This window comes from Gilliamella apicola, from assembly GCF_000599985.1.
In the GTDB taxonomy this organism is placed as follows: Bacteria; Pseudomonadota; Gammaproteobacteria; order Enterobacterales; family Orbaceae; genus Gilliamella; species Gilliamella apicola.
Genome location: NZ_CP007445.1, coordinates 3,062,432 through 3,082,922 on the forward strand (window position 1 = coordinate 3,062,432; position 20,491 = coordinate 3,082,922).

General features: G+C 34.2%; 21 protein-coding genes. 13 read left to right on the forward strand and 8 right to left on the reverse strand.

Features of this window, described 5'->3' with window-relative positions:
* Nucleotides 1–5: 5 nt before the first annotated feature.
* From GAPWK_RS13705 to asd, 8 genes are all read left to right on the forward strand, one after another.
* Nucleotides 6–473, forward strand: coding sequence for a PTS sugar transporter subunit IIB (locus tag GAPWK_RS13705; RefSeq protein WP_025316783.1), 468 nt, complete (start codon nt 6–8; stop codon nt 471–473).
* Nucleotides 474–490: 17 nt separating this feature from the next.
* On the forward strand, nt 491–1,324 hold the full coding sequence (locus tag GAPWK_RS13710) for a PTS mannose/fructose/sorbose/N-acetylgalactosamine transporter subunit IIC (RefSeq protein ID WP_025316784.1): 834 nt from the start codon (nt 491–493) through the stop codon (nt 1,322–1,324).
* A complete protein-coding gene (locus GAPWK_RS13715; RefSeq protein ID WP_025316785.1) occupies nt 1,305–2,126 on the forward strand; it encodes a PTS system mannose/fructose/sorbose family transporter subunit IID in 822 nt (273 codons plus the stop codon). The genes GAPWK_RS13710 and GAPWK_RS13715 overlap by 20 nt, the downstream gene beginning before the upstream one ends.
* A gap of 12 nt (nt 2,127–2,138) precedes the next feature.
* Nucleotides 2,139–3,218, forward strand: coding sequence for an SIS domain-containing protein (locus GAPWK_RS13720; RefSeq protein ID WP_025316786.1), 1,080 nt, complete (start codon nt 2,139–2,141; stop codon nt 3,216–3,218).
* Nucleotides 3,219–3,220: 2 nt separating this feature from the next.
* The gene (locus GAPWK_RS13725; protein WP_025316787.1) at nt 3,221–4,219 is read left to right on the forward strand and encodes an SIS domain-containing protein; all 999 of its coding nucleotides are present in this window, start codon (nt 3,221–3,223) and stop codon (nt 4,217–4,219) included.
* Nucleotides 4,220–4,236: 17 nt separating this feature from the next.
* Complete coding sequence (locus tag GAPWK_RS13730; RefSeq protein WP_025316788.1) at nt 4,237–4,668, forward strand: PTS sugar transporter subunit IIA; 432 nt, start codon at nt 4,237–4,239, stop codon at nt 4,666–4,668.
* Nucleotides 4,669–4,883: 215 nt separating this feature from the next.
* The gene (locus tag GAPWK_RS13735; protein ID WP_025316789.1) at nt 4,884–6,953 is read left to right on the forward strand and encodes a prolyl oligopeptidase family serine peptidase; all 2,070 of its coding nucleotides are present in this window, start codon (nt 4,884–4,886) and stop codon (nt 6,951–6,953) included.
* Between the two features lie 176 nt (nt 6,954–7,129).
* Nucleotides 7,130–8,233: an aspartate-semialdehyde dehydrogenase gene (gene asd, locus GAPWK_RS13740; protein ID WP_025316790.1), complete on the forward strand. Its 1,104-nt coding sequence runs from the start codon at nt 7,130–7,132 to the stop codon at nt 8,231–8,233.
* A 46-nt stretch (nt 8,234–8,279) separates the two neighbouring features.
* Here the strand turns inward: asd and GAPWK_RS13745 are convergent, their stop codons facing one another.
* The 3 genes from GAPWK_RS13745 to nagB are packed head-to-tail and all read right to left on the reverse strand — an operon-like array spanning nt 8,280 to nt 11,508.
* Complete coding sequence (locus GAPWK_RS13745; RefSeq protein ID WP_025316791.1) at nt 8,280–9,512, reverse strand: ROK family protein; 1,233 nt, start codon at nt 9,510–9,512, stop codon at nt 8,280–8,282.
* 35 nt (nt 9,513–9,547) lie between these two features.
* Nucleotides 9,548–10,690 (reverse strand): N-acetylglucosamine-6-phosphate deacetylase, encoded by a 1,143-nt coding sequence (gene nagA / locus GAPWK_RS13750; RefSeq protein WP_025316792.1) that lies wholly within the window; start codon nt 10,688–10,690, stop codon nt 9,548–9,550.
* An 11-nt stretch (nt 10,691–10,701) separates the two neighbouring features.
* Nucleotides 10,702–11,508, reverse strand: coding sequence for a glucosamine-6-phosphate deaminase (gene nagB / locus GAPWK_RS13755; RefSeq protein WP_025316793.1), 807 nt, complete (start codon nt 11,506–11,508; stop codon nt 10,702–10,704).
* A gap of 247 nt (nt 11,509–11,755) precedes the next feature.
* On the opposite strand from nagB, the gene nagE reads away from it, so the two are divergent.
* Nucleotides 11,756–13,237 (forward strand): N-acetylglucosamine-specific PTS transporter subunit IIBC, encoded by a 1,482-nt coding sequence (nagE, locus tag GAPWK_RS13760; protein ID WP_025316794.1) that lies wholly within the window; start codon nt 11,756–11,758, stop codon nt 13,235–13,237.
* A gap of 189 nt (nt 13,238–13,426) precedes the next feature.
* Here nagE and tusC read toward each other — a convergent pair whose 3' ends face one another.
* From tusC to fkpA, 3 genes are read right to left on the reverse strand one after another with little or no spacing between them, the layout of a single operon-like run.
* Nucleotides 13,427–13,780, reverse strand: coding sequence for a sulfurtransferase complex subunit TusC (tusC, locus tag GAPWK_RS13765; RefSeq protein ID WP_025316795.1), 354 nt, complete (start codon nt 13,778–13,780; stop codon nt 13,427–13,429).
* 29 nt (nt 13,781–13,809) lie between these two features.
* Nucleotides 13,810–14,178, reverse strand: coding sequence for a sulfurtransferase complex subunit TusD (gene tusD, locus GAPWK_RS13770; RefSeq protein WP_025316796.1), 369 nt, complete (start codon nt 14,176–14,178; stop codon nt 13,810–13,812).
* Nucleotides 14,179–14,195: 17 nt separating this feature from the next.
* Nucleotides 14,196–15,041 carry an FKBP-type peptidyl-prolyl cis-trans isomerase gene (gene fkpA, locus GAPWK_RS13775; protein WP_025316797.1) on the reverse strand — a complete coding sequence of 282 codons (846 nt, stop codon included), beginning with the start codon at nt 15,039–15,041 and terminating at the stop codon, nt 14,196–14,198.
* Between the two features lie 237 nt (nt 15,042–15,278).
* Here fkpA and fabZ point away from each other — a divergent pair, with 237 nt between their 5' ends.
* From fabZ to rnhB, 4 genes are read left to right on the forward strand one after another with little or no spacing between them, the layout of a single operon-like run.
* Entirely contained in the window at nt 15,279–15,725 is a 447-nt protein-coding gene (fabZ, locus tag GAPWK_RS13780) for a 3-hydroxyacyl-ACP dehydratase FabZ (protein WP_025316798.1), read from the forward strand.
* 42 nt (nt 15,726–15,767) lie between these two features.
* On the forward strand, nt 15,768–16,547 hold the full coding sequence (gene lpxA, locus GAPWK_RS13785) for an acyl-ACP--UDP-N-acetylglucosamine O-acyltransferase (protein WP_025316799.1): 780 nt from the start codon (nt 15,768–15,770) through the stop codon (nt 16,545–16,547).
* Nucleotides 16,547–17,689, forward strand: coding sequence for a lipid-A-disaccharide synthase (lpxB, locus tag GAPWK_RS13790; protein WP_025316800.1), 1,143 nt, complete (start codon nt 16,547–16,549; stop codon nt 17,687–17,689). Before lpxA ends, lpxB begins: the two co-directional genes overlap by 1 nt.
* 35 nt (nt 17,690–17,724) lie before the next feature.
* Nucleotides 17,725–18,315 (forward strand): ribonuclease HII, encoded by a 591-nt coding sequence (gene rnhB, locus GAPWK_RS13795; protein WP_025316801.1) that lies wholly within the window; start codon nt 17,725–17,727, stop codon nt 18,313–18,315.
* Nucleotides 18,316–18,321: 6 nt separating this feature from the next.
* Here rnhB and GAPWK_RS13800 read toward each other — a convergent pair whose 3' ends face one another.
* Together GAPWK_RS13800 and GAPWK_RS13805 are read right to left on the reverse strand one after the other, a co-directional pair.
* Nucleotides 18,322–18,921, reverse strand: a complete 600-nt coding sequence (locus tag GAPWK_RS13800) for a YiiX family permuted papain-like enzyme (RefSeq protein ID WP_025316802.1) — start codon at nt 18,919–18,921, stop codon at nt 18,322–18,324.
* A gap of 100 nt (nt 18,922–19,021) precedes the next feature.
* Nucleotides 19,022–20,311: an NAD(P)/FAD-dependent oxidoreductase gene (locus tag GAPWK_RS13805; RefSeq protein WP_202961666.1), complete on the reverse strand. Its 1,290-nt coding sequence runs from the start codon at nt 20,309–20,311 to the stop codon at nt 19,022–19,024.
* Nucleotides 20,312–20,491 lie beyond the last annotated feature (180 nt).

A 20,491-nucleotide genomic window follows, 5' to 3' on the forward strand; every position in this document is an offset into this window, starting at 1 on the left:
CTCAAATGATTAAATTATTACGTGTTGATCACCGTTTAGTTCACGGTCAGGTCGTTGTTTCATGGTTTGAAAATGTTGGAGCTAATACAATTTTAGTTGCCAATGATGCTGTAGCAGGTGATGAACTTCGTAAATCAGCAATTCGTTTAGCTAAGCCAGAAAACGCAAAATTGGTAATGAAGTCTGTTGATGACAGTATTGAAGCAATTAACTCGGGTGTAACGGATAAATATCAAATGTTAATCGTTGTTGAATCCGTTGCGGATGCAGAAAAATTAATCCGAGGCACTCAAGGAAAAATAACTAGCCTTAACTTAGGAGGAACTAAACCTCGTGATGGAACTAAGAATTACTCTAAAACGATCAATTTAACAGAATTAGAATCAGAACTATTAGCTGGATTACAGCAAGATGGTGTTGAAGTTTATATACAACAAATACCAAATGAATCTAAGCAGAAATTTGAAAAATAGACTAAAAGGAATACAAAATGAGTATTGTTATTACAGCAATTATTTTGGCCTTGATTGCTATGTTAGCTAATGGTGAATATTTTTTAGGTTCATCAATGTTATCAAGACCTCTCGTTACCTGTACTTTAGCAGGACTAGTAATGGGAGATATCACACAAGGTATTATTATTGGTGCAACCTTAGAATTAGCCTTTGTTGGTTCATTTTCCATTGGGGCATCTATCCCACCAGAAATTATATCAGGTAGTGTACTAGGAACTGCTTTTGCAATTGGAGCAGGTAAAAGTACGGCTGTCGCTCTAACTTTGGGAATTCCTATTGCCTCTCTGGTACTAATTGTTAAAAACTTATGTTTCTTATTTATTTTACCTTACTTTGTTCATAAAGCAGATAGGTATGCGAGCGAAGGAAACGGTAAAGGGGTTGATCGGATGAATATCTTCGGTGGTTTCTTTTCCATCAACCTCCCAATTGGATTAGTAGTTGGATTTTCTTATCTATTTGGTAGTGAAGCAATCAAAGGCTTGCTTGACGTTATTCCAGATTTTGTCATTAATGGTTTAGGTATCGCAACGGGCTTATTACCTGCATTTGGTTTTGCTATGTTAATGAAAATTATGATTAAGAAAACCAATGCAACATTCTTTATTCTTGGTTTTGCTGTAGCAGTATATATGAAAGTACCTGTCACTGGTGTTGCCATTTTTGGCGCGTGTATGGCGTTAATTCTTACTGGTTACTCTTCATTTACCGGTAAAAAATTAACAACCTCAGACAATCAAGAAGTTAATAATCATTCAGGCAATGCTTTAGTAGGACAGGAGATCAACTATGAAAATGAAGAATTCTAAACTATTAACTAGAAACGATTTAATGCGAACCTTTTGGCGTTCTTTTACTGCAGAATGGTCGTGGAATTATGAACGACAAATGAATCTAGGTTATTCTTTTGCGATCCGCCCTGCTTTAGAAAAAATTTATAGTCAAAAACCAGAACAATTAACTAATGCTTATCAAAGACATTTAGAGTTTTATAACGTTACACCTTGGTTAGTTACTTTCCCGTTAGGTATTTCCATTGCTATGGAAGAACAAAATGCCTTGAATGATGATTTTGATGAAAGTTCAATTAATGATGTCAAAGTTGCATTAATGGGACCATTAAGTGGTTTGGGTGATTCATTTTTCTGGGGTACTTTACGAGTTATTGCCACAGGTATTGGTACTTCATTAGCAATGCAAGGCAATATTTTAGGACCTCTGCTATTTCTATTAATTTTCAATGTGCCAGCTATTTTAGCTCGTTATTATGGTCTATTCGTTGGTTATAACATTGGTGCATCTTTTATTGAAAAAGTTCAAAAGACGGGTTTGATGGATAAATTATCTTATGGCGCTTCTATCTTGGGGTTATCGGTTGTTGGGGCTATGGTGGCGACGATGGTGACACTAAATATGCCATTAACAATAGGATCTGGTGACGATGCAACATCATTACAGGATATTTTTAATGGTATTGTGCCACAAATATTACCTTTGTTATTTACCTTATTCATCTTTTTATTAGATAAAAAAGGCTTTAAAGCACCTTTGATTTTATTACTTATAGCTTGTATCGGTATTTTTGGCGCTTGGAGTGGATTATTAGGATAATAAGGGGAAAAAATGAAAAGTATCGCTGATTATGTTGCATTAGAGCCTGAATATTATCAGAACATCTTGGATAATTATCAAACACTGTTCACCCAACATATTGACTTAAGCAAAATTAAACAACTTAACTCAATTGTCATATTTGCAACGGGTTCAAGTTCTAATGCAGCTTATGGTGCAAGATCTTTAATGAGTAAAATATTAAAGGTACCTGTTTATATCGAAGATCCGTCAATCGCTGCTAATTATTTACATTTCAGTGATCCTAATACTTTGTATTTTGCTATTTCACAAGGTGGAGAAAGTTATTCAACCATCCATTTAGTTGAAGAATTTATAAAAAGCAACCAAACCATCTATACGCTTACCAGCAATCCCAATAGCCCACTGTATAAAGTTAGTAATCACGTGTTATCTATGGGAATTCCAATTGAGGAAATGCCTTATGTCAGTGCAGGTTATAGCGTAACCATTCTTGATTTGATATTGATTTCCTTAGTTATTGCTCAAAAAAATGGTAATTTAAATGAGCAACAATTTAACAGCTATCTGGATCAACTTCAGAAAGTTACTCATTTACTTCCTAAAGTAATTGAACAATCCCAAATGTGGGTCAATCAATACCAAAATCAGTTTTATCACGCTAAAAGAGTAATATTTATTGGTTATGGTGCAACCTACGGAGTTGCCAGAGAAGGCGAAACAAAATTTACAGAAACCGTACGCAATACCGCTTTTGGTAAAGAACTCGAAGAATATATGCATGGTCCATATTTAGGATTACATGAGGATGATCATATTGTGTTTCTTGAACCCCACGGTCAGTTAGCTCAACGAGCAAACTTACTGAAAGTCTTTTTAGACAAATATGTTAAAAATGTCTCAACTATTTACGCCAATAATAGTAACAATCTTAAAGAAGAAGACTTGTGCCTTAATGTTGATATAGACGAACTATATGCATCATTGTTTATGACTGTACCCGTTCATCTATTAAGTTACCAAGTTTCAAGATTAAAAGGTCATAATCTTGAAAAATCAACCTATCCAGAATTTGATGAAATAACTAGCTCGAAAATTAAGAGGATTTAAAAATGAGAAAATATGACGAAAAAAAAGAATTAGACAGCATGAATGGTGCTTTAGCATTAAGGCCACAAATCAATGAATTTATCGATAAAATCCACGAGCGTGGTTATAGCAATGTTTGTTGGTTAGGTATTGGTGGTACTTATGCATCATCAATGCAAGCGGTTGTCCATATGAAAGAAAAAACAGCTATTGAAACTTTTGTTCAACATGCAACTGAATATCTAGTAACAGGAAACAAACGTATAACTAAAGATACATTGATTATTATTTCATCTGTAACAGGTACAACACAGGAAGTAGTTGCGGCTATTGATAAAATAAAAAAAGAAGTTGGTTCAACAGTGTTCGCTTTCATAGATAAAGCCGATACACCATTAGGAAATATGGCAGATCACGCGGTTATTTACCCAATGAATGAACAATTAAAATTCTTTATGACAGCAGATCGTTTAATGTATTTAGCTGGTGAATACCCTGATTATAATGATTTTTATAAAGAAATGGATCAACATTTTGCTAAAAATATTGTTGCTGTAGCGAAAAAAGCCGATAAATTTGGTCAAGAAGTTGCTGAAAAACACCATAACGACTCAATGCACTATTTTGTTGGTGCGGGTAATCAATGGGGTGCAACTTATTCTCATGCTATGTGTTATTGGGAAGAACAACACTGGTTACGATCAAAATCAATTGAATCAGCAGAGTTTTTCCATGGCACATTAGAAGTTATCGATCGTGATACTGCGGTCACGGTTTATGTTGGTGAAGATACACAGCGCCCACTAAGTGAAAGAGTAGCTAAATTCTTACCTCAGATCTGTGGTAATTACACCATTATTGATACCAAAGATTATGAATTACCGGGTATTTCAGAAAAATATCGTGGACACCTTTCACCATTTGTCTTCCGTGCTATTAATAATCGTATCGATGCTTATGTTGAACATTTAAATCGTCATCCAATGACAATCCGTCGTTATTATCGTTGTTTAGATTACTAAAATAGGAACTTAACTCGATGATTTCTGTATTAGTCAGTACACATGGTTCAACAGCGAAAGGCTTAATTGAAACAACTGAAATGATTTGTGGTAAACAATCTCAGTGTGAAGCTGTTTCGTTTGCAATGGGACAATCAACAGATGATTTTCAACAACAACTGCAACAAAAACTAAAAGATTTACAAGCTTTTGGATCAGAGATTGTATGTTTTGTTGATTTAAAAGGTGGAACACCATTTAATACTTTAGTTAGATTGATGGCTGATTTTCCTAATATAGAAATAGTCACTGGTGTAAATGTGCCCATGTTGTTAGAAACTTTTATGCAACGTGATGATGTAAATCTACCAACATTGTTGCCAGATATTATACAAGCTGGAACTCAAGGAATTGAGCGGTATAATATGGCCTCAATGAGTGTAGATGAATCAAGTGATGAAGATTTCTAAAATCGACAACTCACCAAACTTAAATAAGCCCGAATTATCGGGCTTTTTTTATCAAAATAAATTATTTAAATAGCAATAATAATCTATAGGTATTGGTAAATTGTGAATCAATACAAATAAATAATAATAACCATTTGATATATCATGATATAAATGATAGAAATAGGTAATTACTTAAGTTTCATTTTTTATAAATATGATAAAGGGAAACGATAATGTTCTTATTCAAAAAATATTTTTATATCATTATCATCTTTTTATCATTAATGAACTGCATTAGTTGTGTATCTAAAAACTCTTATTCATCAATCGACAACTATGCTTGGATGGAAACCGATCAAGTACGAACCAATGAATGGTTATTAACAAAGTCACATGAAACCCAAAAAATACTTAATGCACTGCCTTGGAAAGCTTCTGTAGTAAAACGATTTAATACCTTAACAGCCTATGATTCCCAATCATTCGTTAGGAATATTCAGCGTGTTGGTGATAATTGTTTTTACCTAAAAGAAACGGCAGACCATCCTTATAACCGTTTGTTTGTTAAAGATCGATTCGGCAAAGAAAAATTATTAGTCGATCCGCCAGTAGGATATGGTATATATAATTTCTACCCATCAAATGATGGTAAGTATGTTGCTTATGCTATTTCTGAAAATGGCTCTGAAGTTTCAGCTATCAATGTGATTAATGTAAAAAATAGGTCACATCTATCCGATAGCATATCTGGTATTACTGAACCCAATTTAGTATGGACGAATGATAATGCATCTTTTTTCTATCATCGTAATGATTTTGCTGATTCTGATAATCGAAAATCAGGAACGGAAGAAATTTATCTTCATCGCTTAGGCACCAATATTGAAAAGGATTTAGCTATTTTTGGCAAAGTCAATATTGAGAATTATCAAGCTAATACTGACCAATATACCGACTTATCTATGTCTGCTAATTGGGCGATTGCTTCAGTGGAATCTTCAATATCTGGTGATACCATAGATTTGTATTTAACCGACTATACTTCTCTTAATCTGGAAAACAAACATTGGAAAAAGATCATCGATAGAAAACAAAATGTAACGAATTTTTTGTTGCGAGATAATTGGCTTTATTTGGCTAAATATAACAACTTTTCAGGTTATACTCTTTCTCGATTAGACCTTAATCATATTCATTCTCGAGAAGAAAAAATAATTGAATGGAAAAAAGGTCAATTGACTCGGTTTGCAGCCAGTAAAGATGCTATTTATCTTGCTTATTATGAATCTGGAAAGTATAAATTCGTGACTATTCCTTTTTCCGATCTGCATAACATCAAACCGATTCCTATTAGTGATGATAATAAGGTAACGGCTATTTTTTCTAGTTCAGATCATAAAGAGATTTTATTTACCCAACAAAATTGGAATATGCCACCAAAAATATGGCAATATGATCCTGATAGTCAGTTAATTGAAGATTCTAAAATAATAAAGACTAACGCATCACTATTTGCAGATTATGAATCAGAGCAAAAATGGATTAAATCCAATGATGGCGAACTTATTCCTCTTACCCTTATTCATCGTAAAGGAATCAAACTTGATGGCAATAATCCAACTTGGTTAACGGCTTATGGAGCCTATGGTGAAAGTGAATATCCTAATAATTATGATACCACCCGTTTAATTTGGCTTGAAAAAGGTGGAATTATAGCTATTGCCCACGTTCGTGGAGGAGGAGAACTCGGACCTAAATGGCATCATGATGGAAAAGGAAAAAATAAAATAAATTCAGTCAATGATTTCATCAAATGCGCGAAATACCTTATTGATCATCGTTACACAAACTCATCCAAGCTAGTCATTAGTGGTGCCAGTGCTGGTGGCATTGTAATTGGCATGGCATTAGCAACACATCCGGAACTTTTTGCCGCCGCATCAATCACCTCAGGTATGTTGAATATGAGCCGTTTAGATCAAATACCAATTGGTAATGCTAATTTTCTGGAATTTGGTTCACCTTTTAATAAGCAGGAATTTAATAATCTGCAAACGATCGATGCTTATCTTAATCTACGTGAAGATGTTAACTACCCGCCGGTTATGATTTCAGTTGGATTGAAAGATGAGCGTGTATTTCCTTGGCAGAGTGCAAAATTTTCAGCTCGACTTAATGAAATCAATCGCACCTCTTTAGACAAAAAGGTCTTGGTAATTGCTAATGAAGATGCTGGTCATTTTGTTAATAATTTTGTCAACATGATGGTGTTTTTTATGTGGAAAACCAATATTACTGACTAGCTTATGATATGCTAGTTCTTATATAACATTCAGTTTTGCCTATAAAATCATATATAACACCACGTTATCATATCCGCTACTACAAAAATAATTCTTATCTTACTTGTTTTATTACAATATTTTGTTTTAATAGTAGATAATCTTTACCTATAACATCTACTTATTGGAAATAAACTATGAAAAATGTTGGTTTTGTCGGTTGGCGAGGAATGGTTGGTTCTGTTCTTATGCAACGAATGGTTGAAGAACATGATTTTGATTATATCAACCCTGTTTTCTTTTCTACATCACAAGCTGGTCAAGCTGCGCCTACTTTTGGCGGTAAAACAGGAACATTACAAAGTGCAGATAATATTGATGCGTTAAAAGCATTAGATATTATTGTGACCTGCCAAGGTGGTGATTACACGTCTGAAATTTATAAAAAATTACGTGCAACAGGCTGGCAAGGTTACTGGATTGATGCCGCATCAACTCTACGAATGGAAGATGATGCTATTATTGTTCTTGATCCTGTAAATAAAGCTAACATCCATGCCGCTTTAGACAAAGGAATAAAGACCTTTGTTGGTGGTAACTGTACGGTAAGTTTGATGTTAATGTCACTCGGTGGATTGTTCGCAGAAAATTTAGTTGATTGGATATCTGTTTCTACTTACCAAGCGGCTTCTGGTGGTGGTGCTCGTCATATGCGCGAGTTATTAACACAAATGGGAATGCTTAATGCTGAAGTAGCTAAAGAACTACAGGATCCTAATTCTTCTATCTTAGATATAGAACGCAAAGTTACCCAAAAAATGCGAGATGGCAGCTTACCAACGGATAATTTTGGTGTTCCATTAGCTGGTAGTTTAATTCCTTGGATCGATAAAGCTTTAGATAATGGTCAAAGTAGAGAAGAATGGAAAGGTCAAGCTGAAACGAATAAAATTTTAGGTACTAGCGAAATTATCCCTGTTGATGGACTTTGTGTGCGTATCGGTGCATTACGCTGTCATAGCCAATCATTCACAATTAAGTTGAAAAAAGACATCAGTGTTCCAGAAGTTGAAAAATTACTTGCTGCGCATAACGATTGGGTTAAAGTTGTTCCAAATGATCGTGAACTTTCAATGCGAGAACTCACTCCTGCTGCTGTTACAGGTACATTAACTACACCTGTTGGACGTTTACGCAAACTTAATATGGGTAAAGACTATTTATCTGCCTTTACTGTTGGCGATCAGTTATTATGGGGTGCAGCCGAACCATTAAGAAGAATGCTTCGTATCTTAGCTTAATCAACAAAAAAGCCCGGTTAACGGGCTTTTTTATGCTATAAATATATTATGCTGGCATATTGTTTTCTAGCAATGTCATTAATAATGAACCATTAAATAAAGCTTGTTGTACCAATGCAAATGCACCAATTGCTGAACAATCATTGAGTGATGAACAATTGATAGTAAGATTCTTTCTTAATTCTTCTAAGCTTTGTGCATTTAACGCACTGTTTACCGCATTTAACAATACTTCTGGTGATTTAGTTAATTCTCCAGCTAACACAATTTGTTGTGGGTTAAAGATATTGACCATCATTGCAACAGCTCTACCAAGATTTTCTCCGGCATCTTTGACTAACTTAATTGCCAGTTCATCGCCTTGATTAGCATATTTACAAATATTGGCAATATTACAGTCATCTAAACTTAATTTAGTTGGATAACCCTGCTCAATCATCTGTTTGGCTCGAAGCTCAATCGCTTTATTAACCACTCGATTTTCCAAACAGCCAAAATTGCCACAATGACAACGTTCACCTAATGCATCGACTTGAATATGGCCAACTTCACATGCACTTTGATTATGATTAGTCAGTAATTGTTGATTAATAATTACTCCTGACCCGACCCCTCGATGAACGCGAATTAAAATCGAATCATCAACATTTTGTGTCGTACCAAAATAACTTTCTGCTAATGCTAAGCTTTGAATATCATTACCTAAAAAAATTGAAACATTAAATTGTTTTTGTAATTCTTCGGATAATGGCCATTCTTTAACTTGAATATGAGGCGTATAACGAATAATACCACGAACAGAGTCAATCAATCCTGGAAGTACTACTGATATAGCAATCAAATTTTTTATTCTTTTACTATGCTCTTGGATAAATTGCTCAATTAATTTAATCAGATATTTTTGCGCAAGCTCCTGAGTAAAGTGTGTTAATGGATATACATTCGATACTAAACAATTACCACCAATATTATAAAGTTCAAGTGTTACTTGAGAACGACTGAGTTGGACAGCAATTGTTTGATAATTATTGAATTTAGCTTCAATTGAAACTGCAGGACGTCCTCCAGTTGATTGTTGTGCATCGACTTCTCTAATTAGTTTTTTCTTAATTAGTTGACGAGTAATTTTAGTAATGCTGGCTGGCGCTAAATGGCTAACTTCAGCCAATTGAATACGAGAAATAGGAGCATGCTGAACAATCAAACGATAAATCATGGCATAATTCAACTGTTTGATAAGATCAGCATTTCCAACTAGGTTTAGATAATTAAAAGTCATACGATATCTCAATATTTCATTAATTATCTTACATTCTAGCCGTTGATCTCTCCATTAACAACCGTTTTAGCAATAGTAAAATTACGATCAAAAGCAACTAAGTTAGCTATTTTACCTTCACTAACTGTACCAAGAGTTTTATCAACACCAATTGCTTTTGCAGGATAAAGGGTTGCCATTCTTAATGCTTCATCCAATGCAATACCGACATACTCGACTGCATTTTTCACAGCATCAATCATAGTTAAGGCTGAACCGCCTAATGTACCTTTTTCATCAACACAACGACCATCTTTATAATAAATGGTTTTACCTGCAAATACCGCTGATGTTAAATTTGAACCCGCCAGTAACATAGCATCAGTAATTAAAATCAAATGATCTTGTTTGATTTTATGGCTGTTTCGAATATTTGCCCAGCTAACATGTTGTCCATCGGCAATAATACCAACATAAACTTCAGATTCATCATAAATTGCACCAACTACACCAGGCTCACGCCCAGTAATATATGGCATAGCATTAAATAAATGCGTGCCTAGACGAATACCAGCATTAAAACCTCGACGGCAATCATCATAATGACCGTTGGAATGCCCAACTGAAACATGAATACCAGCACTAACCAGTTGTTTAATAAAATGAGCTTCAACTTTTTCTGGTGCTAAAGTAATAATTTTAATAACATCAGCATTATCACAAAGGAAGTCGATCATTTCTTGAGATGGTAGACGGATGATATTTTCATCATGGATGCCTTTCTTCTCAGGATTGATATAAGGTCCTTCAAGATGTAAACCCAGTGCTTGGTTAGGATGTTTAACTAAGTATTCACGCATCACTTTTACCGCTTTTATCATAAATTCATCTGTTGATGTGATTAAAGTCGGTAAATAGCTAGTACACCCATAAGCAAGATTAGTCTCTTGCATTTTTTCTAATGTTTCAACGCTTAACGCATCAAGTGTTTCATTAAATTGCACACCACCACAACCATTTACTTGGATATCAATAAACCCAGGCGCAACAATAGCACCTTGTAAATCTTCAATAGTGATATTTGCAGATAGTTCGTCTTGTTTACAGATCTTAGCAATCTTATCGCCGTCGATAATAACGGCGTGATTTTCAAGAATTTCATAACCTGTATAGATACGACAATTTGTTAATGCGTACATTGGTTTATCCTTTATAAAACGGTCACTTTTAGATTATCAGCTTCCATTTGTTTAAAATATTTTAAGGTTTTTACTTTAAGATCATCAGTACTTGGCTCATCACAAACAATAAGCGATGCTGGATGCATTTGTAACGCAGTCACAGTCCAAAGATGATTAACCGAACCTTCAACTCCTGCTTGCAGTGCTAAACTCTTATTATGACCACAAACTAATAAAATGACTTCTTGTGCATCCATTAAAGTTGCAACACCAATAGTCAATGCATGTTTTGGCACTTGGTTAACATCATTATTAAAAAAACGGGAGTTAGCAATTCGTGTATCTTCGGTTAATGTTTTAATGCGAGTACGAGAGCAAAGCGAAGAGCCTGGTTCGTTAAAAGCAATATGTCCATCTTGCCCAACACCGCCAACAAACACATTGATCTTACCATAACTTTTAATTTTTTCTTCATACTGACGGCATTCTTCGTCAATATCTGCTGCATTACCATTTAATATATGGATGTTGTTTTTATCAATATCAATATGGTTAAAGAAATTTTCATACATAAATGTGTGATAACTTTCTGGATGATCCTCTGGAAGTCCTACATATTCATCCATATTAAACGTAACCACATGTTTAAAACTTACCTTACCTGCTTTATATTGTTTAATAAGTTGTTCATACATGACCAATGGTGAACTACCTGTTGGTAATCCCAAAACAAACGGACGATCCGCTGTCGGTTTGAAGTCATTGATTTTTTTTACAATGCGCTGTGCCACCCAGGCCCCAACTTCTTGTGCATTTTGTAAAGGAATAAGCCTCATGCGATAATACCTCTTTTGATATAATTAAATAACTTTTTTTTATAAAAAAAATATGTTGGCTGTATTTTACTATATTAACTAAATTAATCAAAAAAAATCGTGACATAAATCACATAAAACGCATAATTAATTTGCGAAGTAAAATAATATAAGGTGAAATAGTATTGAATCTTTTATATTCACTTAAAGATAAAATTAAATATCATCTTTAATTTAATATATCCCCAAAATTATACGAGGTAAACTTATGGGAATTTTAGCTTATTTGCAACGCATCGGGCGCTCACTTATGGTGCCTGTCGCAGTTTTACCTGCGGCTGCAATATTACTCGGCATTGGATACTGGATTGATCCTCAAGGATGGGGACAAAATAGTATTGTTGCTGCTTTTTTAATTAAATCTGGTGGCGCAATTATTGATAACATGGCAATACTATTTGCTATTGGTATCGCATATGGTATGTCTAAAGATAAAGATGGTGCTGCTGCTTTAAGTGGCTTAGTTGGTTTTTTAGTCATCACAACATTACTATCTCCAGATTCTGTATCATTATTAACAAACACACCAATAGATCAGGTTTCTAAAGCGTTTAATAAAATTAATCAAAACCAGTTTATTGGTATTTTAGTTGGTGTAATCTCTGCTGAAATATATAATCGTTTTAGTAATATTGAATTACATAAAGCATTTGCATTCTTTAGTGGTAAACGTTTGGTACCTATTATTGTTTCATTTGTAATGTTGTTTGTTGCTTTTGCAATGCTTTACGTTTGGCCACATATTTATCAAGCCCTAGTTGCATTTGGTAATGAAATTAAAGGATTAGGTGCAATTGGTGCAGGTATCTATGGATTCTTTAACCGTCTACTTATTCCTGTTGGATTGCATCATGCGCTTAATTCAGTATTCTGGTTTAACGTAGCTGATATTAATGATATCCCTAACTTCTTAGCTGGACAAAATGCCATTGATAGCGGTAAAGCAATTGCGGGTATTACCGGCCGTTATCAAGCTGGTTTCTTCCCAATTATGATGTTTGGTTTACCAGGGGCAGCATTAGCTATGTATCATACAGCGAAAAAAGGAAATAAAGATAAAACTGCTTCAATTATGTTAGCAGCTTCTTTCGCCGCTTTCTTTACTGGTATTACTGAACCATTAGAATTTGCCTTTATGTTTGTAGCTCCAGTACTTTATGTAATACATGCTATTTTAACGGGTATTTCTTTGTTTATTGCCGCTAGTTTGCAATGGATTTCAGGTTTCGCATTTAGTGCAGGTTTGCTTGATATGTTACTGCAATCACGTAATCCATTAGCCGTACATTGGTATATGTTAATTCTCCAAGGATTAGTATTCTTTGTAGTTTACTATGTAGTATTCCGTTTTGTGATTGTCAAATTCAATTTAAAAACACCAGGACGTGAAGACGATGTGGTAACTGACTCATCATCAACTGAAAACACTTCATCGAAAGATGCAGTTGGCGATGTATCAGCACTTGCAGAACAATATCTAGTTATTGTTGGTGGTAAAGAAAATTTAACTAATATTGATTCTTGTATTACACGTTTACGTTTAAGTGTGAAAGACACTGATCTAATTGATGAACAATCTGCAAAAGCCCTTGGTGCTATGGCGGTAATTAAATTAGGGAAAACAGGCGTACAAATTGTTGTTGGTCAGCAAGCGGAAAAAATCGCTGATCATATGAAAAAAATAGTCTAGTAAAAAATTAATATAATTGATTGATAAAATAATCCACGCTATTTATACAACATAAAAAATAGTGTGGATTATTTATTTTGTTCCATTTAATCTCAAAAAAATATATTAAGCCTATCCATAAAATAACGTTCTTTTATAAATCTTATTTGTAAAAAAATTTCAGGTTATATATACGTTTCAGTATAAAAATTAGAATGTTAAGATTACTTCTTGAATATTTAATAATTGGTTTAATGTTTGTTTATTAATAACTTTACAAGCAATATTATGCTCTACCTTAACAAGGTTTTTTGTGTTAAGTGAAGACTCGCATACATAAACATCTTCAATATCATAAAGTTCAAGCATATTAAAAGTCGCAATATAATCACGCATTAAAATATGTTCTGGAGATTGGTTAGATAACAGATGAAATACGCCATCATCAACAAAAAAGACAGAAATATGATTAATTGCGGATGTAGCTAAGGCTATATCCAATGCTTCTCGGCCTTTAGCATTGCCATGAGGTGGAGAACTAATAATAATCGCAACTTTTTTCATTTAACAGCCTTAACACTAAAATTTTAATACTAAAATTGGATAGTGCGATCTGTTTCTGTAATAGATGCACTTAATTCACCAAGTCCAGTTAACTGAAAACAATCAGCAAGATTTGTTTCAATAACACCTCGTCTTTGAGCTGCAGCAACACAAATAGTTAACGTTAAGCAATATTCTTTTGCTAACGCCTGCCATGCAGATACTAAATCAAATTCATCACTAGCGGGATCGGTAAACTTATTACCATTATAGACACCATCTGCATAAAAAAAGATATTTTTAATTGTATGAGAAGTTTTGGATAGCAAAGTTTGCGCAAATTGATAGGCAAAATAAGCAGATTGGGTCCCATATGCAGGACCCATAATAACAAGTGTATAACTTAATGAATCATTCAAAATCAATCAGCTAAGTCTTATTTAGCGTTATCGTTGTTTTTATTTTTGTCTTTGTTTTGATCTGGTGTTGATTGTTCGGTCTTATCATTGTTATTGTTATCGCCATCAATACCAAGTAATTCAACTTCAAACACTAATGTTGATGCTGGCTGAATACCTGCTTTATCATCTTGACCAGGAAAACTTTGATCACCATATGCTAAATCTGGTGGTACAACAAGTTTGATTTTACCGCCAACACCAATTAATTGAATTCCTTCAGTCCAACCCTTAATTACCGCATTAAGAGGGAAAGTTGCAGTTTCACCTCGGTCATAAGAACTATCGAATTTACGACCATCTGTTAAAGTACCTGTATAATGAACAATAACAGTGTCATCAGCTTTTGGATGGCGATCTGAACCTTCTTTTATGATTTGATAAAGTAATCCTGATTTTGTTTGTTTAACATCTTTTTCTTTAGCAAATTCTTCACGGAATTTATCACCAGCAGCAGTATTTTCGCCTTTTTCTTTGTCAAAACGAGCTTTGGCTTCTTCTTGGATACGTTTACCAAATGCTTCTAAAACGTCTTTAACTTCATCTTTTGAGAGTTGAGAATTACCACGGAATGTTTCGTTAAAACCACTAATTAGATATTCTTTGTCTGGGCTAATTTCATTTTGCTCTAAATTTGTTGTCATGTATGAAGCAAACGAGGAACCTAATGCATAAGCTTCTTTTTGTGCATCAGTTGAAATGGTCACTTTACTGTTGACGGCGTTATTATCAGTATTATCTGTTGTATTTTTCTTATCATCACACCCAACCAATGCTAATACGATTGCACTACTTACTAATGTCATTTTAATCAATGATTTCATACTACCTCTCCGAGTTAGAAACTTTTATAGCTCAATTTTACTATCCGAACTATTATAAATGATTTAATGTAAGATAATATAGTATTTACAAATCATTTATGTAAATAAATTATAATAACATAGCCTAAACAGATTCGCATAAAAGAAAAGCATCATTCAAATCATTCTTGAGTGAAAGCCGCATCCTCAGTTATAATGAGTACAATTTATAGCAAATAATGTAAAAGGATAGCTATTTTGACTACCGAACTTAATACCCTTGATATTGAAGAAATTATCAGTTTATTACCTCATCGTTATCCATTTTTAATGGTTGACCGTGTAATCAATTATGAAAAAGGTAAAACATTAAAAGCGATAAAAAATGTTACTGTGAATGAACCATTTTTTCAGGGTCACTTTCCAAGTAAACCTATTTTACCAGGCGTATTAATTTTAGAAGCTATGGCTCAAGCAACTGGAATTTTGGCATTTAAAAGTATTGAAGAGTTATCGCCTGGACAGCTTTATTACTTTGCTTCCATTGATAAAGCGCGCTTTAAACGCCCAGTTGTGCCAGGCGATCAACTCGTATTAGACGTTGAATATATTAAAGAACGTCGCGGCATTGCATTATTCCATGGTGTTGCCACTGTTGATGGTAATTTAGTTTGCGAAGCCGAAATGATGTGTGCTCGTAAATAATATTGATTTTAAATATCCCAGAAACAGTATTAAGGAAATGCTATGGCAACGGAAATACATCCAAGTTCAGTAATAGAAAAAGGGGCTATGATTGGCGATAATGTCAAAATTGGACCTTTTTGCTTTATTGGTGAAAATGTTGAAATTGGTGATGGGACTTTTTTAAAATCACATGTAGTCATCAATGGTCACACCAAAATTGGTAAAGATAATCAAATTTATCAATTTACTTCAATTGGTGAAGTTAACCAAGATTTAAAATATCGTGGTGAACCAACGCGCACTGAAATCGGTGATCGTAACATGATTCGCGAAAGTGTAACCATTCACCGTGGCACCGTGCAGGGTGGTGAATTAACGCGTATTGGCAGTGATAATTTATTCATGATTAATGCGCATGTTGCTCATGATTGTGTCATTGGTGATCACTGCATTTTAGCTAATAATGCAACTTTAGGCGGGCATGTCCAATTAGACGATTATGTAATTATCGGTGGCATGACAGCAGTACATCAATTTTGTGTTATTGGTTCACATGTTATGGTGGGTGGGTGCTCTGGAGTTGCCCAAGATGTACCACCTTATGTTATTGCCCAAGGTAATCATGCAACGCCTCACGGTGTAAATTATGAAGGTTTAAAACGCCGTGGATTTAGCAAAGAGGCTTTGCAAGCGATTCGCAATAGTTATAAAGTCCTTTATCGAAACGGCTTAACATTAGACGATGCCAAAGTAGAGATTGAAACCATAGCTAAACAGTATCCTGAAGTCCAATTATTTATTGATTTCTTTTCACGTTCAACGCGTGGCATCATCCGTTAATGATAAATAAACCATTAATCATTGCGTTAGTCGCAGGGGAAACCTCGGGCGACATTCTTGGTGCAGGTTTAATTCGCGCACTCAAAAATCATCATCCCAATATTGAGTTTATTGGAATTGCTGGACCACAAATGCAGGCTGAAGGCTGTACAGCTTGGTACGAAATGGATGAGCTATCGGTCATGGGTATTGTTGAAGTGTTAGGTCGATTACGTCGTATTTTAGCTATTCGTCGTGATATAACTAAACGCCTTATTGAGTTAAAACCTGATATTTTTATTGGTATTGACGCCCCTGATTTTAATCTTTCGTTAGAAGGTAAACTTAAACAAGCAGGCATTAAAACCATTCACTATGTGAGTCCTTCGGTTTGGGCGTGGAAGCAAAAACGAGTATTTAAAATTAAACGCAATACCAATCTTATCTTGGCCTTTCTACCTTTTGAAAAAGCGTTTTATGATAAGTTTGATGTTCCATGCCGTTTTATTGGTCATAAAATGGCAGATGATATCCCACTAAATCCAGATCAAAAAGCAATGCGTCAGCAATTAGGTATCCCTCTTGATTGTCTTTGTTTGGCTTTATTGCCAGGTAGCCGTCACGCAGAAGTCTCTTTTCTGTCAGAACCATTTCTAAAAGCAGCACAATTATTACGCAACCGTTATCCTGATTTGCATATTGTGGTACCGTTAGTTAATGCCAAAAGACGTAAAGAATTTGAACAGATCAAAGCCCAAATCGCCCCTAATCTTGAAGTACAGCTATTAGATGGTCAAGCGCGCGAAGCAATGATTTCAAGTAATGCCGCTATTTTGGCATCTGGCACAGCAGCATTGGAATGTATGTTAGCCAAATGCCCAATGGTGGTGGGATATAAAATGAAAGCATTCACTTTTTGGTTAGCTAAAAAAATAATCAAAACGCCTTATGTTTCTTTACCCAATATTTTAGCGGGAAAAGAACTTGTACCCGAACTATTACAACAAGATTGCACACCAGAAAATATCGCCAATCATATTATCCCTTTTTTAGAAGGAGATAATACCGAAGTTAAAAATACTTTTCTCACATTACATCAACAAATTCGTTGTAATGCTGATGAACAAGCTGCACAAGCAGTATTAGATGTTTTAAAGGATTAGTGTTTTAAAAATACGCTGTTAGAGGATTTATATAGTTGTTAGAATTTACTTACCCTGATGCCACATTAATAGCTGGTGTTGATGAAGTTGGAAGAGGACCGCTATGTGGTGATGTCGTTACTGCAGCAGTTATTTTAGATCCAACTAAACCTATCGTTGGTTTAACCGACTCAAAAAAACTTACTGAAAAAAAACGTGAACAGTTATTTGAAGTGATTAAAGATAATGCATTAGCTTGGTGTGTTGCCAGAGCATCGGTGGATGAAATCGATGAGTTGAATATTTTACATGCCACTATGCTGGCTATGCAACGAGCGGTATCTGGTTTAAAAATCAAACCGAATTATGTCTTAGTCGATGGCAACCGTTGCCCCAATTTTGGCATTCAAACCCAATCAATTGTTAAAGGTGATCTATTAGTGGCAGAAATCAGTGCCGCATCGATTTTAGCTAAAGTCACACGCGATCGTGAAATGGTTGAATTAGATAAACTATATCCCCAATATGGTCTTGCTAAACATAAAGGTTATCCAACCAAAGATCATTTAATGGCAATTGAAAAACATGGCATTAACCATTTATACCGTAAAAGCTTTGCACCAATAAAAAAATTACTGCTATGCTAAAGTAAATTACCAGCGCTTATCAACAGTGATTAATAGTGGTGAATTAAACATCGCAACAGGTGAAATTACCGTTTCTTGATAAGGTATCTTATTACCATAGCGCTCTTTTAATTTTTGTTTAACCGCTGGTGATGACAGATTAAAATCTTTAATCGTTTGTAGTTGACCAATTTTTAAGTTAAGCGCTTTGTTATAAATTTTCCAAACTAATTCTGAACAATAAATATAGTTATCATCCCACCCAAACCAAATATCGTAAGGTTTGTTTTCAAATATTTTAGCGACCTGTTTTAAATTGGTAATTTCTTTTTGTGATAAGGTATGATCTTTTAAACGCTTTATCACATATTTTTTATTTTTTCCGCGATTTATCCACTTATCTAACGGCGTATAAACCACCTTACTTATGGCTTCAAAAACATAAGGTTTGCCATCTTTAGTAAAAATGATACCCATATGACTATAAGGGGACTTAGTTGCCTGCTCAACGGCTTTACTTTGGTTGGATTGAGAAGATTGGAAAATAATATCGCCATCTAGTGGTTGATAATTTGCTAAAGCAGTGCAGCTAGCAAAAAGTAAACCAAAAATGAAAATAAAACGCATTAACTATTACCTATAAAATTTATATCAATTTAGATAATAGTATAATCTAAAACAGCCACTTAAAAAATTTTTTAAGTAGCTGTTAGTCTTTTTTTAATAATTAATCACGATTACTAAAAATAGAAGTTGATTTGGTTTTATACATAAATTTACTGGCGCGAGCAAAACGAATCGTTTTAAAAATACCAAGTAAATTTGCTTGATGCATACGATAAAGTAATTTATGAATCATTAAAGCAAGACATCCTTTAACACCCATTTCACTATTACCAATTAATTTAACTACACCTTCAGCCGTATTATGTAGTGAAATTACTGTACCTTTATCATTATATTTAAATGTATTTAAAGGTTCATTATTTAATAATTTAATAATATTTTCGTAACAAATTTTTGCCATTTGATGAGCAGCTTGACCAGTAGGTGGTGAAGCATGACCATTATCTTGCATTGCATAAGCACAATCGCCAATAACAAAAATACTATCATCACGAGAAGTTTGCAATGTTGGTTTGACAACTAATTGATTAGAACGACTAGACTCTAAACCAGCAATTTCTTTTAAATAATCAGGCGCTTTAACACCCGCAGTCCAAATCATAATATCTGCTTTGATGGTATCACCTTCTTTTGGATAAAACCCATCACTTTCAGCTTTCGTAATCATGGTTTTTGTTAATACATGAATACCTTGTTTTTCGAGGGTTTTAGTAATACTTATCGCCGTTTTTTCTGGCAAAGCAGGTAAAATACGATCGGTTGCTTCAATAACAGACACATCTAGAAGATCCGAACACATTTTATTACGACCACAGGCACCAAATTTTTCTATCATGTTTGGTAATTCAGAAGCTAATTCAACACCGGTTGCTCCACCACCAACGATTGCAATTCGGATTTTATCTTCATCAGTGCTTTGATGATCATCAATGATTGAACAAAAACTGGTGAACTTATTGATTAATGTTTCCCGTAAGCGAATAGCTGCATTTTGATCATCCAAGAAAATACAATGTTCTTTGACACCAGGTGTACCAAAATCGTTAGAAGTACTACCAATAGCGATAACTAGAATATCGTAATCAATATAAATAGTTTCATCATTATGGTTGATAACCGTAATTGTCTTGCAATCTCGATCAAGATCGGTAAATGTACCTTGGGTAAATTCAAAATTATGCTGTTGTCCTTGAGATGCATAATAAATATTATCAACTTGCTCATCAAGTACACCCGTTGCTACTTCATGTAATAATGGTTTCCATAGATGATAACTATTTTTATCAACTAAGGTAATTTGAGCTTTGTCTGTTTTGCCTAATTTATCACCTAGATCAGTAGCGAGTTCTAAGCCGCCAGCACCACCACCTATAATTATTATTTTTTGCATAATTAGAACCTTATTAATTTAATTAAAAATATCTTACTAAATAAGTAGGTTTTTATCTATTTCTTTTAACTGATAACATTCATAAATGAAATCTATTAAAATGGCGGTTTAGAATTATTGAAATTTATCTAAGGGTGAAATAGAATGTGAACAATCAAGTTATAAATTATTCCAATTAAT

Excerpts from the sequence above, each read along its gene's own strand:
- GAPWK_RS13705 (WP_025316783.1), top strand. The coding sequence starts at position 6 with ATGATTAAATTATTACGTGTTGATCACCGTTTAGTTCACGGTCAGGTC.
- GAPWK_RS13710 (WP_025316784.1), top strand. The coding sequence starts at position 491 with ATGAGTATTGTTATTACAGCAATTATTTTGGCCTTGATTGCTATGTTA.
- GAPWK_RS13715 (WP_025316785.1), top strand. The coding sequence starts at position 1,305 with ATGAAAATGAAGAATTCTAAACTATTAACTAGAAACGATTTAATGCGA.
- GAPWK_RS13720 (WP_025316786.1), top strand. The coding sequence starts at position 2,139 with ATGAAAAGTATCGCTGATTATGTTGCATTAGAGCCTGAATATTATCAG.
- GAPWK_RS13725 (WP_025316787.1), top strand. The coding sequence starts at position 3,221 with ATGAGAAAATATGACGAAAAAAAAGAATTAGACAGCATGAATGGTGCT.
- GAPWK_RS13730 (WP_025316788.1), top strand. The coding sequence starts at position 4,237 with ATGATTTCTGTATTAGTCAGTACACATGGTTCAACAGCGAAAGGCTTA.
- GAPWK_RS13735 (WP_025316789.1), top strand. The coding sequence starts at position 4,884 with ATGTTCTTATTCAAAAAATATTTTTATATCATTATCATCTTTTTATCA.
- asd (WP_025316790.1), top strand. The coding sequence starts at position 7,130 with ATGAAAAATGTTGGTTTTGTCGGTTGGCGAGGAATGGTTGGTTCTGTT.
- GAPWK_RS13745 (WP_025316791.1), bottom strand. The coding sequence starts at position 9,512 with ATGACTTTTAATTATCTAAACCTAGTTGGAAATGCTGATCTTATCAAA.
- nagA (WP_025316792.1), bottom strand. The coding sequence starts at position 10,690 with ATGTACGCATTAACAAATTGTCGTATCTATACAGGTTATGAAATTCTT.
- nagB (WP_025316793.1), bottom strand. The coding sequence starts at position 11,508 with ATGAGGCTTATTCCTTTACAAAATGCACAAGAAGTTGGGGCCTGGGTG.
- nagE (WP_025316794.1), top strand. The coding sequence starts at position 11,756 with ATGGGAATTTTAGCTTATTTGCAACGCATCGGGCGCTCACTTATGGTG.
- tusC (WP_025316795.1), bottom strand. The coding sequence starts at position 13,780 with ATGAAAAAAGTTGCGATTATTATTAGTTCTCCACCTCATGGCAATGCT.
- fkpA (WP_025316797.1), bottom strand. The coding sequence starts at position 15,041 with ATGAAATCATTGATTAAAATGACATTAGTAAGTAGTGCAATCGTATTA.
- lpxA (WP_025316799.1), top strand. The coding sequence starts at position 15,768 with ATGGCAACGGAAATACATCCAAGTTCAGTAATAGAAAAAGGGGCTATG.
- lpxB (WP_025316800.1), top strand. The coding sequence starts at position 16,547 with ATGATAAATAAACCATTAATCATTGCGTTAGTCGCAGGGGAAACCTCG.
- GAPWK_RS13800 (WP_025316802.1), bottom strand. The coding sequence starts at position 18,921 with ATGCGTTTTATTTTCATTTTTGGTTTACTTTTTGCTAGCTGCACTGCT.
- GAPWK_RS13805 (WP_202961666.1), bottom strand. The coding sequence starts at position 20,311 with ATGCAAAAAATAATAATTATAGGTGGTGGTGCTGGCGGCTTAGAACTC.